Origin of the sequence: Paraclostridium sp. (assembly GCF_051656405.1) — a bacterium.
Lineage (GTDB): Bacteria > Bacillota > Clostridia > Peptostreptococcales > Peptostreptococcaceae > Paraclostridium.
On the sequence record NZ_JBOGBV010000064.1, the window covers coordinates 1 to 16,328 of the forward strand.

At 27.2% G+C, this 16,328-nt stretch carries 16 protein-coding genes; 6 read left to right on the forward strand and 10 right to left on the reverse strand.

The window, feature by feature from the left end; genetic code table 11:
* From ACRDDE_RS09250 to ACRDDE_RS09265, 4 genes are all read right to left on the reverse strand, one after another.
* A partial coding sequence (locus ACRDDE_RS09250; RefSeq protein ID WP_438626974.1) for a hypothetical protein occupies positions 1-900 on the reverse strand: 900 nt, incomplete at its 3' end.
* A gap of 129 nt (positions 901-1,029) precedes the next feature.
* The gene (locus ACRDDE_RS09255; RefSeq protein ID WP_438626975.1) at positions 1,030-1,743 is read right to left on the reverse strand and encodes a carbonic anhydrase; all 714 of its coding nucleotides are present in this window, start codon (positions 1,741-1,743) and stop codon (positions 1,030-1,032) included.
* An 89-nt stretch (positions 1,744-1,832) separates the two neighbouring features.
* A complete protein-coding gene (locus ACRDDE_RS09260; RefSeq protein WP_053831034.1) occupies positions 1,833-2,309 on the reverse strand; it encodes an LURP-one-related/scramblase family protein in 477 nt (158 codons plus the stop codon).
* A gap of 162 nt (positions 2,310-2,471) precedes the next feature.
* Positions 2,472-3,347, reverse strand: coding sequence for a sulfite exporter TauE/SafE family protein (locus ACRDDE_RS09265; RefSeq protein ID WP_438626976.1), 876 nt, complete (start codon positions 3,345-3,347; stop codon positions 2,472-2,474).
* Positions 3,348-3,955: 608 nt separating this feature from the next.
* On the opposite strand from ACRDDE_RS09265, the gene ACRDDE_RS09270 reads away from it, so the two are divergent.
* Complete coding sequence (locus ACRDDE_RS09270) at positions 3,956-5,017, forward strand: SLC13 family permease (RefSeq protein ID WP_438627008.1); 1,062 nt, start codon at positions 3,956-3,958, stop codon at positions 5,015-5,017.
* Between the two features lie 193 nt (positions 5,018-5,210).
* On the opposite strand, the gene ACRDDE_RS09275 is transcribed toward ACRDDE_RS09270, so the two are convergent.
* Positions 5,211-6,272, reverse strand: coding sequence for a YHYH domain-containing protein (locus ACRDDE_RS09275; protein WP_438626977.1), 1,062 nt, complete (start codon positions 6,270-6,272; stop codon positions 5,211-5,213).
* Positions 6,273-6,545: 273 nt separating this feature from the next.
* On the opposite strand from ACRDDE_RS09275, the gene ACRDDE_RS09280 reads away from it, so the two are divergent.
* Positions 6,546-7,019: a hypothetical protein gene (locus ACRDDE_RS09280; RefSeq protein ID WP_438626978.1), complete on the forward strand. Its 474-nt coding sequence runs from the start codon at positions 6,546-6,548 to the stop codon at positions 7,017-7,019.
* 280 nt (positions 7,020-7,299) lie between these two features.
* Here ACRDDE_RS09280 and ACRDDE_RS09285 read toward each other — a convergent pair whose 3' ends face one another.
* Positions 7,300-8,283 carry a hypothetical protein gene (locus ACRDDE_RS09285; protein ID WP_438626979.1) on the reverse strand — a complete coding sequence of 328 codons (984 nt, stop codon included), beginning with the start codon at positions 8,281-8,283 and terminating at the stop codon, positions 7,300-7,302.
* Positions 8,284-8,386: 103 nt separating this feature from the next.
* Between ACRDDE_RS09285 and ACRDDE_RS09290 the strand changes: the two genes are divergently transcribed.
* On the forward strand, positions 8,387-8,569 hold the full coding sequence (locus tag ACRDDE_RS09290; protein ID WP_438626980.1) for a hypothetical protein: 183 nt from the start codon (positions 8,387-8,389) through the stop codon (positions 8,567-8,569).
* Positions 8,570-8,686: 117 nt separating this feature from the next.
* Here the strand turns inward: ACRDDE_RS09290 and ACRDDE_RS09295 are convergent, their stop codons facing one another.
* On the reverse strand, positions 8,687-9,049 hold the full coding sequence (locus tag ACRDDE_RS09295; protein WP_438626981.1) for an HIT family protein: 363 nt from the start codon (positions 9,047-9,049) through the stop codon (positions 8,687-8,689).
* 47 nt (positions 9,050-9,096) lie between these two features.
* Complete coding sequence (locus ACRDDE_RS09300; protein ID WP_438626982.1) at positions 9,097-11,643, reverse strand: DEAD/DEAH box helicase family protein; 2,547 nt, start codon at positions 11,641-11,643, stop codon at positions 9,097-9,099.
* A gap of 120 nt (positions 11,644-11,763) precedes the next feature.
* Between ACRDDE_RS09300 and ACRDDE_RS09305 the strand changes: the two genes are divergently transcribed.
* Complete coding sequence (locus ACRDDE_RS09305; RefSeq protein WP_438626983.1) at positions 11,764-12,072, forward strand: phosphoribosyl-ATP pyrophosphohydrolase; 309 nt, start codon at positions 11,764-11,766, stop codon at positions 12,070-12,072.
* 173 nt (positions 12,073-12,245) lie between these two features.
* Here the strand turns inward: ACRDDE_RS09305 and ACRDDE_RS09310 are convergent, their stop codons facing one another.
* A complete protein-coding gene (locus ACRDDE_RS09310) occupies positions 12,246-13,694 on the reverse strand; it encodes a YjiH family protein (protein WP_438626984.1) in 1,449 nt (482 codons plus the stop codon).
* Between the two features lie 172 nt (positions 13,695-13,866).
* Here ACRDDE_RS09310 and ACRDDE_RS09315 point away from each other — a divergent pair, with 172 nt between their 5' ends.
* The gene (locus ACRDDE_RS09315) at positions 13,867-14,100 is read left to right on the forward strand and encodes a hypothetical protein (protein ID WP_438626985.1); all 234 of its coding nucleotides are present in this window, start codon (positions 13,867-13,869) and stop codon (positions 14,098-14,100) included.
* Between the two features lie 84 nt (positions 14,101-14,184).
* Entirely contained in the window at positions 14,185-14,517 is a 333-nt protein-coding gene (locus ACRDDE_RS09320; protein WP_438626986.1) for a hypothetical protein, read from the forward strand.
* Positions 14,518-14,767: 250 nt separating this feature from the next.
* On the opposite strand, the gene ACRDDE_RS09325 is transcribed toward ACRDDE_RS09320, so the two are convergent.
* Positions 14,768-16,327, reverse strand: a complete 1,560-nt coding sequence (locus ACRDDE_RS09325; RefSeq protein WP_438626987.1) for an ABC transporter permease/substrate-binding protein — start codon at positions 16,325-16,327, stop codon at positions 14,768-14,770.
* Position 16,328: the final 1 nt, after the last annotated feature.

A 16,328-nucleotide genomic window follows, 5' to 3' on the forward strand; every position in this document is an offset into this window, starting at 1 on the left:
TGCTGCATCTTTAAGTTCATATATTAAATAATAATTTGGTTCTATTTTATCTGTATCTTCAGCATATTCACTTAGTTTATTTATTAATTCGTCTATGCTTAAATTTTCCTTTGTAAAATTTTCAATTTCTACTAATAAGTTCTTTACTTCATTTAATGTTTTAAAATAACCTTCATTATCATTTCTATCATCCTTAATTTTACCTATTGTTAAGTTAATACTTTCTAAAAATCTACTTATAAATAAACTTTGCATAATTTCAATAGGTAAGTTTATATCTTTATCTATTTTTTTATACATATCACATACTACGTCTCTTATTCCTATGTATGTTTTTTTGTTTAACTCATTTACAAAATCTAAATTTTTATTTTCTAATATACAGTTTATTTCCTCACTTATGTACTCTATAGAACTCTTTATTGTTTTTTTAGATTGTGTTTTAAGCTTATTTTTATTAGCTATCATCTGAATTGCCATTATTGCTAATCCACAAAATGCAAGAGCTACTATTCTAGTTGGTAACTCTTTTATGTCAACAGGACTGTATAACATAAATAAATACCCTAATGTAAATGCTACATAAGTAGGCTTTTTCGTATTATATGTAAAGTTATATAAAACTGTAAATATTAATATAAAAGTTATAATTAATGCTAAAATTGAATTATTTGCTGCTAGAAAAGCTCCTACACCTAATACAACCTCTAAACCTACAAAATACACTGTATTTCTTACTGGGTTTATAGTATAATCTGTTCCTAGTAAAGATAGAGCGGCTGTGATACCTGCAACTCCAACTAATGTATTTGCATCTCCAAAAATACTTTTAAAACCTATAATTGCTGCTACTATAACTACAAACATTATGGTAGTAGATAAGATTTTTTTCTTCTCCATAATAAAATCTCCTTTGATGTTCTCAAAAATTTTCTATAGAATAATATACCACTACTTATATACTTTTAAAACATAAAAGGAGTAATTTCGTATTACTCCCTCTAAGTTTAAATTTTTCGAATTATAAAATTAGTCTAACCATTTAACTAACCCGGTTTCCATATCATAATTAGATCCAGTTACTTTAACTTTTTTCTCATCAATATATTTTTTAATAATTTCATTTTCTTTAATTAGGTTCATCGAGTTCTCAGTATTAAACTTAACTGCATTATTATAAATTTCTTCTTTTGAGCCACCTTGTATTTTTGCTTTTTCATAACTTGGTTCAATTTTCTTAACTATAGTTTCTAACTTTCCATTCATATTTTTTTCAGATGCTCCTTTTATAACTCCACAATCATCATGCCCCATAACTACAACCAAAGGTACATCTAACTTACTTATTGCGTATTCAATACTTCCTAATACAGTGTCATCAACTACATTTCCAGCAACTCTAATCACAAATAGTTCTCCTAACCCTGTGTAAAATATATTTTCAGGAACTACTCTTGAATCAGAACAAGTTAAAATAACAGCATAAGGTTTTTGTCCGCCTTCATTGAGCTTTTTTCTTGTAGATTTATCAATTTGATTTTTATTGTAGTTCACATCTATATATATTTCATTTCCTTTTTTTAGTCTATTTAAAGGATTTTCTTTAGTATCACTATAAGTTTGAATAATATTTTGATTATTATTACTTAAACTTTTTTTCTCTAATTCTTCAACAAATGACTTTAGAAAAAACAATGCTGCAAGTATAAAAATTGCTAACAATAACTCCTTTTTTTCTTTCATATATATCACCTATACTTATAAATATTATTTTTTCAAACTTATTGTTTCCTAAATATATATATTGATGCGAAAAAATATTCAATTTTAAATTATTTACTTCTTTGTTTATCAATTATATCATCTACTATAACTGCCAAAGTTAAAATAAATGCTTCATCTTCAAAATCAGTTTCTACATTATAGCTATCCGTAAAAGTAAAAACTTCTTTATGAATTCTAGCTATTTGCTCACTTCCTTTATATATTTCATAATTGTGATCAATTATATCTCCTGTTACATTTAAATCCCCATATTTACTTTCTATCTTTATACTATCTCTCATAAACGAAGGCTTTTTATTTACCTCAGCTACAACTTCATTACCTTCTTTAACTTGGTATTTAGCTAGAAGTGATATTACAGTCTCCTTAACAGAATATAATGTTTTTTCATCTTTAATAAGATCAAATTGAAGACCAACTGCAAATAATTTATTATCTACAAAGAACACTTCTTCATTTTCTTCATTTTGTATCCAGAAGTCTTCTTTAATTTTAAACAATTTAGATTTCATATAATATTTCATTATTTTTCCCCTTCACCTTTAATATTTACCTATATTATTTATTATATAGTTTACTTGTATTCATAATGATAATATCAATAGATTTTAAGCTTTTCTAGTTATAAATTTTAATATAATAAAAAAGGAAGTAATAAAAATTACTTCCTTTTTTATTATATTAAATTATTCTGCTCTTTCAGATTTAAATGCTTTTTTTAACATTGATATAGAAGTGTAAGTTATAACTACTATAACTACCCATTTTAGTATATCAATTGGCATACTCTTAACTATAAATGCAGCTATAAATACACCTACAACTCCACCTATTGTTATAAAAAATGAAGTTTTCTTAGCATAAGCTCCTTCTTTTATAAACTTAGTACTTGCAACTGGCATTAACATTGCACAAGATCCCATCATTATAGGGAAAGCAACATCTGGTGACATTCCTAAGAAGTATACCATAGCCATACATGGAGAATATAATCCAACACCTGCAGTCATTAGTGCTCCTAATATAAAATTACCTATTATTCCTATAACTAATTTTGCTCCACTTAATCCTGTAGCAGTTCCGCCTCCAGGCATTAATCCTAATTGAGCTAATAACATTAAAAGTGCAGTTATTGCTAATGCAATTCCCATTATAATTTGTATCTTACGTTCATCCATCTTAGCTATAACTCCAGCTCCAAGATATGAACCTACTACAGCTGCCCCTATTAAGCATATTAAAGTTACTGGATCTACCTTTATAACAGTTGTAAATATAAATGCTTCTAAAACAACTGGTATAGTGTGACATACATTTAATGTACCAGGTATTAACCTATCTGATATATTCATCTTTAAAGCATTAAACATTGCAACCGTTGGTGCAAAAGATCCTATTCCCAGTGTATCAAAAAAGTCTGTTACAAAACCTGTTGCTACTGCTTTACCTGCTGATACATCTTCAAAATTATTTTCTGCTTTTGCTTTTGATATATCCTTGAAATATGAAAATCCAAAGAAAGCTGTAAATACACCTAGTAAAACTCTTATTACGTTAATCATAGTTGAACCCCCTAATATATACTTGTTTTTTCCCCTTAATCATCACATTCGTGAGTCGGCTCATTTTAACTTTCACCCCCTGTAAAAGCCTAATACCTTTAAAAAAAGCAAGTATTGTGCCACTTGTTCTTTTATTAACAATAAAATTTTAAATCGTTTAAATCTTTCAAATCTTTGGTATTTTATATATATTTGCATTGGAATCTATTTATTCTTAAAATTTTGTGTAATTTCTTCTAAACTTGTCAAAAAGTCAATAAACAGACGTATTTTTTTAATATCTCAGATGAAAACATTCTATTAATGGCTATTTTACTTGCTTTTTAGATTTAATTTTTATAATGTCAATTTTCAGACTATTGTCATTTTTTAGACGTATCTTTCATTAAATATATGATGTCCTAAATTATAATTTTTTATAATATTTTTTAATTTTACTTATAGATAAAAGTAAGCTTATATTGTGAAATCTTTTAAGGTAGAAAAAACATATAGGGAGATTTTAAATGCTTAATAATAACAACCAAGAACTATCAATTCCAATAATTGATAATCATAATTCTAAAAAGAATAATTAAAAAAACTTTATAAAAAAAGAAATAGTACTAATACTTTCAGTTTCTTTAGCAATTATAACTTCTTTTATATCTAGTCCAAAATTATCATATATTGATTTTAAAGTTTTAATACTACTATTTAATCTTATGGTAGTTGTTGCAGCTTTTAAAGAACTTAAAGTTTTAGATAGTATCACTATATCATTACTAAGAAAATGTAGTACTTATACAGCAATATCATTTTCACTTGTATTTGTAACTTTTTTAGCCTCAATGTTAGTCACAAATGATGTAGCACTTATTACCTTTGTTCCTCTTAGTATAGTAGTTGCTAAAAAGTCAGATATTAATGTGTTAAAAATAGTTATTTTACAAACACTTGCCGCAAATTTAGGAAGTAGTTTTGCCCCTATGGGCAATCCACAAAATCTATTTATATACTCTTTTTATAACTTAGATCCTAGTGACTTTTTTAAGATAACTGCTCCTTTGGTAATTTTATCTGTACTATTTTTAAGTGTTATCATATTAAAAAGTAAAAAAATTAAGTTAGATTTAGACTTAGAAGATGTAGAAATTGAAAATAAAAAAGATGTAATTTTCTTTTCTATATTATTTGCTATTATACTTTTATCTGTTTTTCACATAGTAGACTATAGACTAGCATTTATTATAACTTTATTAACTGTACTTATCTTAAATAAAAAATTACTAACACAAATTGATTATTCATTACTTCTTACATTTATAGGATTTTTCATATTTATAGGAAATATTTCTACAATGAATTCTATTAGAAGTTTTATGATGGGTATTTTAAATAGTCCTCAATCTACATTTATAACTTCAATACTATCTAGTCAGGTTATAAGTAATGTTCCAGCTACTATGCTTTTATCTGGATTTACAAATAACTTTAAAGAACTATTACTTGGTGTGAATATTGGAGGTATGGGTACTCTTATAGCTTCTTTAGCTAGTGTTATTTCATATAAAATTTATACTAATGAGTTTAAAGCTGATAACTCTACTTATTTAAAATATTTTACATTTTATAATGTATTAGGACTTATAATTACAATTCCAATAGTTTATTTAATATTATTTGTTTAGATGTAAAAAAGGTGTATCCCAAAGTTTCGGATAAATATGTAAGTTTTTCTCACAAAGCTGTAAAAATGCTTTAAAGGTCGATAAAACTTATATATTTATCCTTTTCTAGTTTTGGTATACACCTTTTTTAATTTATATTATTAATTTCCGCTTATAAATCCCCATTTATAATTTTTGTAATTTCAAATGTTTATTAACTTCTTTTCTTCTTTTTAATCTTCTTAAATGCTACAACTCCAGCAACACCTACAACAGCTGTTCCTCCAAGTCCCATAGCTAAATCTTTTTTGCTTTCTTTTTCCCCTTCATTGTACTGCTTTTCTATCTCTGATTTTATTGGATTAAACTTCTCATCAAACTTTAATGTTTCATCATCGTAACCTTGGTTAAAACTAGCTTCTAAAACTTTAGATCTAGCATCTGTCCCTAAATTAAACCCTTCATCATAGCTAGCTTTGTATTTTGAATCTATTTTATTATTATACTTATTTATAATTCCATTTTTGTAACCAATAGCTTTATGTTCTTCATTTTTTATATTTGTATATGTATCTTCATATGACGCTTTATATGCATCTATAAACTCAGAATCAACCCCTGATTCAAAGTTTCTATCTTTTATATTATTCTCACAATCGTTTTTTCCAAGTGCTCTATATTCAGCTATCTTTTCATCTTTATATTCTTTGTTTCCCTTATCAAAGTTTTCTTTGTATGATTTTACAACTGTTTCTTGCACATATACATTATCGTAATTATTCGATTTACCATCATTATAACCCTTTTCTATTGCTTCACTTTCCTCTTTTTCTAACTTTTCTTTACCCTTATAAAAAGCCTCTCTGTACGCCTCTTGATAATCCGATTCATAACTACCTGAATATGAGTACTCACTACTATCCCTCATATTATACCCATCGTTATAACCTTCATTTGAACCTTTTTCAATTATACTTTGTCTTGATGGTCCACTTGGTACTTGAACTTTAGAACTGTTATTACTTTGAGAGTTCGAATTGCTTCCTCCTTGAGATGATGAACTTTCACTTGATCCTCCACCTGTATAAGGGCATCCATTTGTGTGTAAGTGTGCTGGATATCCTCCACAATGATAGTGATATGATCCTAACCCAGACTTGTTTTTGTTGTCTCTATGACCTCCAGATGAATCAGTTCTTCCTGAATGTGCATCTGCTACAAATGGTTGAGCTATAATCATAAGTGCTGATGCTAATACTACAAACCTTTTTTTCATATTTATGCAAAACCTCCATATTTTTTGTCCTCAACCATTTTAACATCATTTGAATAAATTTTAAAAGAACTTTCAAAATACAATTTATCCTATTTTTCGACATTGTTAAATTGCCTAATATTCAACTAATATAATTCTTGTATTATGTAAAAACCTATATAAAAAACTGCATAATTAACTTTTAATTATTCAATTTATTTCTTTATTGACATAAATTCTCTTAGTTGTTAATCTGAAAATACATTATATAAAAATTATTAAAGGGGAGTTTTCATGAAATTAATTAAAATACTAAGTTTAATTGGAGTATTACTTTTACTTAATGTAGGATGCGCTAATGCAAAGTCAATCTCATCAGAGTCTGAAACTAAAACTACTTCTATAAACAAAGAGATTCAAATTTTAGAAGTTAATGCTAACTTAAAAGATACGTCTAAGAAAGGGGCAAATAGTATATCATTTCTTCAAGAAGAAGCTAAAGGTAGTTTGAATTCAGGATCTAAAAAGGCATTTAATATTGATTTGAAAAAAGGTCAATCTTTAAAAATAAATACCGAAACAGAATACCCTATTACAATAATGTTAAAGGATAATTCTACTGAAAAATATGTATATAACAAAACTCAAATGCCTAAAAACAATTCTATTTTATTGAATGATGTTGAGAAAGATGGTAATTATGAATTAATGTTGGATTTTAACGAAGTTGAAGTTTTTAATTTTAAAGTTTATATAGTTACTAACTAAAATTTTCAAATTATTACCCCTATGTCGAGTTTTCCGATATAGGGTCATTATGCAGTGCTTTTGGTAAAATGTAAGTTTTTCTCCCAAAACTTTAAAAGTCGATAAAACTTATATATTTATCCTTCGCTATTTTTATAGTTTAATACCCCTGTCGGATTTTCCGACACAGGGTATAAAGCTTTATTACTCTAGTAATCCAGTTTCATTTTCAATTATTTGAATGGCTTCAAATCTACAATATGTTGTTTCATCAATTTCTACATTATGTTTTTTACTGAGTTTACTTATTTTTAATGTATACCATATTAGCAAAATATGCTTCAATTTCTATATTAAGCTTATTTGCTTGATATCTATAACTTGAATAACTTTTATATGGCAACTTACATATACTAACTAAATCTTTCCATAAGTATAATTCGATATTATAATAATTACTAAATAAATCAAACTTTTCTTTTTGGTTAGATTTATCTAATATATTATAATCAATCCCTTTAATTTCGATATATTTATCATCTTTTATCAAGTAAAAGTCAGGAGTATATCTTTTACCGTTACTTAATTTAAAGCATGTTGCCTCATATTCAAAATCAATATTATTTATCATTAAATAATTTGCATAAACAACTTCATAACTAGATCTACAGTATACTTTCTCATTACATTTTATAAAATACCATCTATCTTTATTTGAACTAGTGCTTGATTGTAGTTTACTCCTAAGTTCTCTTCCATAGCACCCACAAGAAACTGTCTTTGCTTGCCTCATCTTTGTATAGCATTTTAATGATATACTTCCACAATCACAACTACAAACCATTAAGTATTTTCCTCTGTCTTTATTTAAAACTATATCTACAATTTGTAATTCCCCATACTTCTCACCTATTTTTTTGGAAGCTTCTTTATAGTTATTCATCCTGTAGTTTTCCATATTTTTATAGCATCCACAACTTCTAGTATCGCCATTATTTAAATACTTAGCTTTAACAATTATACATCTCCCACAATCACACTTGCATAAGTATCTTCTTCGTCTATCTTTTGAGTTTTCAGCTCTTTCTAATACAACTAATTTCCCAAATCTCAAATTTACTAAATCTTCATATCTTGCTTTAGTAGTTAAGTTGTTTTCTTTCAAATAGCTAATTATTGTATTTTTACCTACTCCTAATTTTTCCCCTATTTGTATTTGAGTATATCCTTCATCTATTAATCTAACTACTTTGTCAAAATCTATTTGAAGTTTCTTTCTTCCCATTTGATTCACCTCTCCTTGATAGTGACTTCACTATTATGGTATGTATATATCATAGTGTTATAAGTGGTAATTTTTTGGTTATAATACACTTTGAGGTGATTTTGTGATTAATAAAGAAATTAACATGAGAACTACACTTACAATTCCTAAAAGTTTAAAATCTAAGCTAGAGCTTCTTGCAAAAAACGAAAATAGAAGTGTAAATAATCTTATAGTAACTATTTTGTACAAATACGTTAATGACGAATTAGTTTTAATAAATAAAAAAAAATACACTCATAAATAGTGTAGTATTTTGGATAAAGATATAAATTTTTCTTTTACATTTGTATGTGCTTAAAACGTTTATAAAACTTATACCTTTATCCTTCCTGTTTTATATTGATATATAATTTTTAATTTATTAATACTTCATTTTATCAGGTATTACCCCTCTTACTCCACCTTTTGGACAATCAGTATCTCCAAAGTATCTTGGAATTAGGTGTACATGAACATGCATTACTGTTTGTCCTGAAACTTCTCCACAATTAATCCCTACATTGTATCCATCTGGTGAATACTTTTCATCTAATAACTTCTTTCCTTCATCTATAAGTTTAAAAATAGATTCTCTTTCCTTGTTAGTTATATCAAAGAAGTCTTTCACATGTCTTTTAGGAATGAATAACATATGGCCTTTATTTACCGGAAACTTGTCAAATATAGCATAAGCCAAATCATTTTCTAAAACATAATCTTTCATATCACAAAATATACAACTCATACTTTGCTCCTTTCCAATCTCATCAAAACTCAAACTTTATATAATTTTTACTTCTCAAATTTATCTTTATAAAACTTTTTCAATCTATAATCTATACAGTCTTTAAACTCCTTAATAAAGATATCATTATCTAAAAACTCTAACATACGATTATCTAAACAAAACATATCTTCTTCCATATAAAAATATTCACTACTAGTTTTTAAAAAGGCATCTATAGGATTTTTCTTTGCATTATTTATAAACTTATCAGTGTATATAGCTTTTTCATCTTTTATATCTTTATCTTTCATAATAAAATATTTATTAGTTCCTGATTTATAAAAACTAATAAAAGATTCATTTAAATCACTATCACTAACTTTAGCTTTAACATTTCCATTATTATAGAAAGCTGATAATATAGGTATTTTATAAAACTTTTGCATCCCTGTAGTTGCTACCATATTTAAAAACTCGCCTGCAAATGAGTCTTTTAAAACTTGTTCAGCATCAGTTATTTCACCTATCTCTTGTAAATACCCTAAGTAGTCTTTAAATATATCATTCTTCCCTTTTATATTTATGTATATCTCATCTTCAGCATAAGTAAATATATCTAACCTAGATGGTCTATGTCCTACATATGACTTAATTCTAAAATACTCTTCAGTTATCTTGTCTTTTACCTTTTGATTTTCTTTTCTCATTCTTTCAAAAATATCCACAAGCCTAAAATCAAAATCTATAAAACAATCTTCAGGGAAATCTTCCTCCGAAGGCATATTTCTATTTGATGATGCATTTACTTTATTTTCACCGATTAGAAGATATGGTACTAAATTAGCCTTTTTATAGTTACCTATAAAATCTAATACATTTAAATACTTTTTATTTTTATCTTTTCTAAGTCCTCTTCCTAATTGTTGTAAAAATATAGTTGGTGACTCTGTAGGTCTTAAAAACATAACCATGTCTATACTTTTAACATCTAACCCTTCATTAAACATATCAACTGAAAATATAACTTTTAATTCTTCATCTCTTAGCTTATTTAAAGCTATATTTCTATCCTCGTTATATTCTCCTTCCCTTCCACTATATACTGCACATGAAGGTATCCCTTGTTCATTGAAATATTTAGCCATAAACTCTGCATGAGATTTACTTGTACAAAACCCTAACGCCCTAGATGATTTATATTTTTTATAATGATTAAATATTAAATCAGCTCTTTTATTTATGCTCAAAGCTTCTTGTAATTCCTTTATGTTGTATTTTCCATTCTTATACTCTACTTCATCATAATTTACACTTTCATCATATATTCCATAATATCTAAAAGGAACTAGCCAACCTTTATCAATTGCAGTTTTTAAAGTAGCTTCATAAACTGTGTTGTAGTCGCATACACTAAAAACATCTTTATTATCTAACCTCTCTGGAGTCGCCGTAAGCCCTAACATAAACTTAGGTTCAAAATAATTAATTATATTTTGATAGTTATTTGATACTGCATGATGAAACTCATCCACAACTATATAATCAAAATAGCCCCTTTCAAAATAATCTTCATTTAAATACGTTTCTTTACCTAAACTTTGTACAGATGCGAAAATAATATCTTTATTAGTGTCTCTTTGAGAATTCATAAAAAAGCCCATATTAAACTCTTCTTCACATCTTTTATAATCTTCAATCTCTATATTTTCAGATACCTTTAACGGTGTTTCTTTTTTGTTTTGTAGATAATCATAACTTTCTATATTGTTATCAACTACCACTATATTTTTATCTATTCGCTTATCTATTCTTATAGTTTTGAATGTTTCATAAGCTTGCTTTAATATTTCTTCTCTATGTGCGATAAATAATACTCTATTAAACTCTCTACTATCAAAAGCCGCTAAATATGTCTTTCCTATGCCTGTAGCTGCTACTACTAACCCCTTATCATTTCCAGCTTCTCTAGTTTTTCTAAGCTCATATAAAGCTTCTATCTGCGCCCCTCTTGGCTCAAATATACTCACTACATTATTTTCTTCTTTTACATCTTTTTTAAACTCATCTACACCTATATTAGAATATATCTTAGGTCTTTTCCATGTTTTTGAGTAAGTCTCTAACTCTTGGTCATTTACTATAATTGATTCATTGTAAAATAAATCTTCAAACATATCTTTAAAATATTTATAATCATCTATATTTTTATGTTTATCTATACGATAATTCCATTCTATACCTTCAGTTAATGCTGATTTTGATAAATTTGAAGACCCTATAAATATTTCTCCTCCATCTTCATATTCAAATATATAAGCTTTTGGGTGGAAGCTCCTTTTTGTATCATTATAAAATCTTAAATCTACATTATCACCTAGTATATCTTTTATAAGATATAGTGCAGATGGTTGAGTTATATTTAAATAATTTCCTGTTAAAATTCTTATTGGTATATTTTTATTTGATATTTCTTCTAAGTCTTTTCTTAATAGCTTAACTCCACTTTCCATAAGAAAAGATACTATAATATCTATACTTTTAGCTTTATAAAAGCTTTGTTTTATATGTTTATATAAATGGTCATTATTTCCTGTTATACAATTTAAGTTCATATACTCCCCTTTCATAAATATATATTATTATATATTTTTACTTTTATATTTTATCATGTTTTGACAAAGGTTATATGAACTTCTATAATTTAAATTGTAATTTTAAATTTGGAGGTAATTATGAAAGTTTACGATAAATTAGTTAGAGATAGAATCCCTGAAATTATTGAATCTAGTGGGAATAAGTGTGAAATTGAAGTTGTTAGTGATGAGGTTGCCCTAGAGTATCTTTATAAGAAACTTAACGAGGAAGTTAGTGAGCTTTTAGACGATAAAAACCTTGATGAGATAGCTGACGTTATGGAAGTTTTATTTGCTATTGGAGCTAAATATGGTTATTCCGAAGAGGATGTTTTAGGTAGAAGGAATGAGAAGAAAGATGCTAGAGGTGGTTTTAAAGATAATTTGATTTTGAAAAAAACGTGGTAATAATTATTTTTAAAAATATATAAATTTTTAAATGTTTTAATTACACTATTTTATGATCAATTTTTAAATAGAGTAAAGAGGAAATGAATAGTATATTTTAGCCACATTTCAAGCATCTCTTTAGCTTGTGTTCCAAAATATACTATTCACCCCTCACCCAACAAAAAAACTAATCAGAAAAGTATCTTAACAAAAAACGCAGCAAATGGTATAGCTATAATAGTTCTTTCTATAAACAATATAATCAACTGCTTTAAATTAACTGGTATTCCAGTAGACTTCATAACAACAATAGACTCAGCAAAAAATATAACCTGAACAGTAGAAACCATAACAACAAAAGCTCTAGCTGCTTCACTTATAACATTAGCTTGATCTGCAATTATTAATGTAGGAATAAACATTTCTGTTATACCTACAGGCATACAAGCTGCAATAGCATTAGCATCAGGAACTTGACAAATTTTTAAAATAGGTAAAAATAAATATCCAAGCCATTCAAAAACAGGTGTATGTTTAGCTATAATCATACTTAAAATTCCTATAACACAAAGTAACGAAACAACCTTAGGTAAAACTTTAAACCCATCTACCAAGCTATCCTTGATACTCTTAAACAAACTCTCTGAATAATAAGCTCTTTTAGTAGCTCTATCAACACCTTTTTTAATCATGCCTTTACCATACTTAGGCTCATTTTTTATATCTTCAATACTTTGTTCTCTTCCATTTATATAGACACTTTCCATTTTATTAATAGGCGGTATCCTAACCACGAAAAATGCTACAATAAAAGCTAATAAAAATGAAGTAAAATACACAGGTAAAAAATATTGTTCAATAGATGCTGTTTTCATTACGACAAAAGCATATCCCACACTAACAGCACTAAAAGATGTAGCTATTATAGTTGCTTCTTTTTTTGTGTAAGTTGTATTTTTAAACAACCTACTAGTTATTATTATAGACATGGATGTTGAACCTACAAATGAAGCTGTTGCATCAACTGCACTCTTTCCAGGAACTTTAAATAAAGGTCTCATCAAAGGCTCTAGCAATACTCCAAAGAAATCTATACTTCCGTAGTTAAGTAAAAATGGAACAAAGAAAGCTCCTACAGGTATAATCCAAGCAACTCCTATTACAATGTCTGGAATAACAACTCCACCTATATCATTTCCTACTATTATTTGTGGTAAATTCATATTAGATATTGTAATTTTCAAACAGTACATAAGCATAAATATAGCTGCCATCAAATATAAAATAGGATGTATTTTTGAATCACTTTTATAATATTCATATAATTTATTGCCAGGCCTAGCTATATACTTTCCATATACGCTACAGATGGCATTTCCTGTAATTAAAATTGCTACATACCAAAATCCTGGTACTCCTAAAAAATTAACTATAGCATTATAAATAATTCCAAATAATATATTGTGTTTTCCATTTTGTTCTATAGGTATAAAAAATATCATTATAGCAATAGCTGAAAATATAAGAAACTTAATGGTTCCAATTTTTCTTTCATCTTTAGTAAGCTTTAGCGAGTCTATAAAACCCGAATCATTTAAATTATCAGGAGTAATACTTGCCTTTTGTAAATTTTTACTCATAACGAACCTCCTTTAGTCTTATTGCTAATATGTATATGGAACATATCTCGTCCTCGTGAATATTCTGATAATTGTTTAATTTTTTATATAACAAAATAAAATACATTCAAATAAACCATGTTAATTTTGACAAACTAAAATGGAAAATTAAAGACGAAAGGAACTTACATCAATGAAAAAATTATTAAAAGGCTTTTTATTATTTTCATTTTTACTAATTTTAGTTTTAACACCTATCAAAACTAAAGCTTTAGAACATACTTTTTCTAAAGATACTAATTGTAACAAGTCTATATGTGATTTAAAAATGGCCGAAAGAAGACTTTGGATAGACCATGTTTCATGGACTAGAAATTACATTGTAAGTGATTTATCTTCACTTGAAGATAAAAGTTATGTATTATAAAGGCTACTTAAAAATCAAGATGATATTGGAAATTCAATTAAACCTTATTATGGAGAAGAGGCTGGAAATAAGCTTTCAGACCTATTGAAAGAACATATAGCACTTGCTGGAAAAGTTGTTGATGCTGCTAAAGTTGACAATAAAAATGATTTAGAAAAATATAATAAACTATGGTATGAAAATGCTGATAAAATTGCTAGTTTTTTAAGCTCTGCTAATCCTAATTATTCTGAAAAAAATCTTAAAGACATGTTGTATAAGCATTTACAATTTGTTACAGATCAGGCTGTTGCTAGGTTAAATAAAGATTGGAAAGCTGATATTGAAGCATACGATAAAGGTGAAAATCATATGATTATGTTTGCAGATGTTCTTACTGATGGAATAATTAAACAATTCCCTCAAAAGTTCAAGTAATTGATACCTAATAATTGATTTTATATACTATATTTATTAATTGTACAAAAGTAACTGATTTGCTCCTCTTCAAACAAATAGGGAGGAATAGTGTATTTTAGCTACATTTCAAGCATCTTTTCAGCTTGTGCACCAAAATCTCCTTGCTCCTCATTTCCCTATACAACCAGAAGGAGCCTTATATGTTGCAGTCACATTTCAAGCATTTTCCCAGCTTGTGTGCCAAAACATATAAGGCTCCTTCTTGCCCTTACTCTTTAATTAACTTTTGTTCTATTAAAAACTCTTTTGCTACAGTATCTGGGTCCATATGTAGCTCATCTACCTTATAATTAAGTTCCATCATAATTTCCTCTGTTAAAACCGCTCCTAAATCATTTAAAACAGGTTCAATTTCAGGATACTTCTCTAAAACATCACTTTTAACTATAGGAGTTACATAATATGGAGGGAAAAATTGCTTATCATCCTTAAGTAGTTTCAAATCAAATTTTTTGATTAAACCATCTGTAGTAAACGCATCTATTACATCCACATCTCCATTTTTTAAAGCAACATACCTAGGCGAACTATCTAATGCAACTTCATCTTTTAAATCAAAGTTGTAAGCTTTTTTTAATCCTAAAAGCCCATCAGCTCTATTTAAAAATTCAAATGTAGTTCCTGACTTAAAGTCCTTTGAAACCTTAGCAAAATCACTTATTGTTTCTAAGTTATATTTTTTCGCTGTTTCTTTAGTTACAGCTAATGTATAAGTATTATTAAATTTCATTGGAGTTAATACTTGTAAATCATTTTTTTCTTTTAAGTCAGTTTTAACGGTGTTATAAACCTTATCCATATCATTTGCAGGCGGATATTTAAGTATATCAGAATATGCAGTCCCCATATACTCTAAATACATATCAATCTCACCTGTGTTTAAAGCTGAAAAAATAACTTGTGTACCTCCAAGATCAGTTTTCTTTTTAACTGATATATCAGTATTTTCTTCTATCATATATGCTGCTAAGTTTGTTAAAACTGATTGTTCTGTAAAATCTTTTCCACCAATTGTTATAGACTTATCTTTTTTTACACCACCTGTTATTGATGATGCAATTAAAGCTATTATCACAACAGCAGCACTTATCCCTATAATAGTTTTTGTGTGCTTTTTACTTTTATTATTTGTATTTTTTTGCATATTTTTAGGTGTAACTAATTTCTCTATAGTTGCAACAATAAAATCTACAGCTAAAGCAAGTAAACATGCTGGAATCGCACCTGCTAATATTTGACTATTATTAACCGTTCTTATTCCTGAAAATACAAGGTATCCTAATCCTCCAGCTCCAATAAATGCAGCCATCGTCATCAGTCCTACCGCTGTTACAGCTGATATCCTAACCCCTGCCATAATAACAGGCAATGCTAGCGGAATCTGAACTTTCACTAGTATTTGAAATTTTGTTAATCCAATTCCTTTAGCTGCTTCTAAAGTATTTGGATTTATACTTTCTAACCCTGTATATGTGTTTTTAATTATAGGCAATAAAGAGTACATTATAACTGTTACTATTGCCGGTATTTTACCTATTCCTAAAAAAGGAATTAAAAATCCAAGTAATGCCATACTAGGAATTGCCTGAACTACATTTGCTACACTTAAAATTGGCTTACTCAATTTCTTTTTATAACTTATTAAAATCCCCAATGGCATTGCAATTAAAATAGCAATACACACAGATATTACAGTTAGGTTTATATGTTCAATTAATAATGTTATTATTTGTTCTTTATTTTGAATAAAGTAGTTTAATAAATTCATT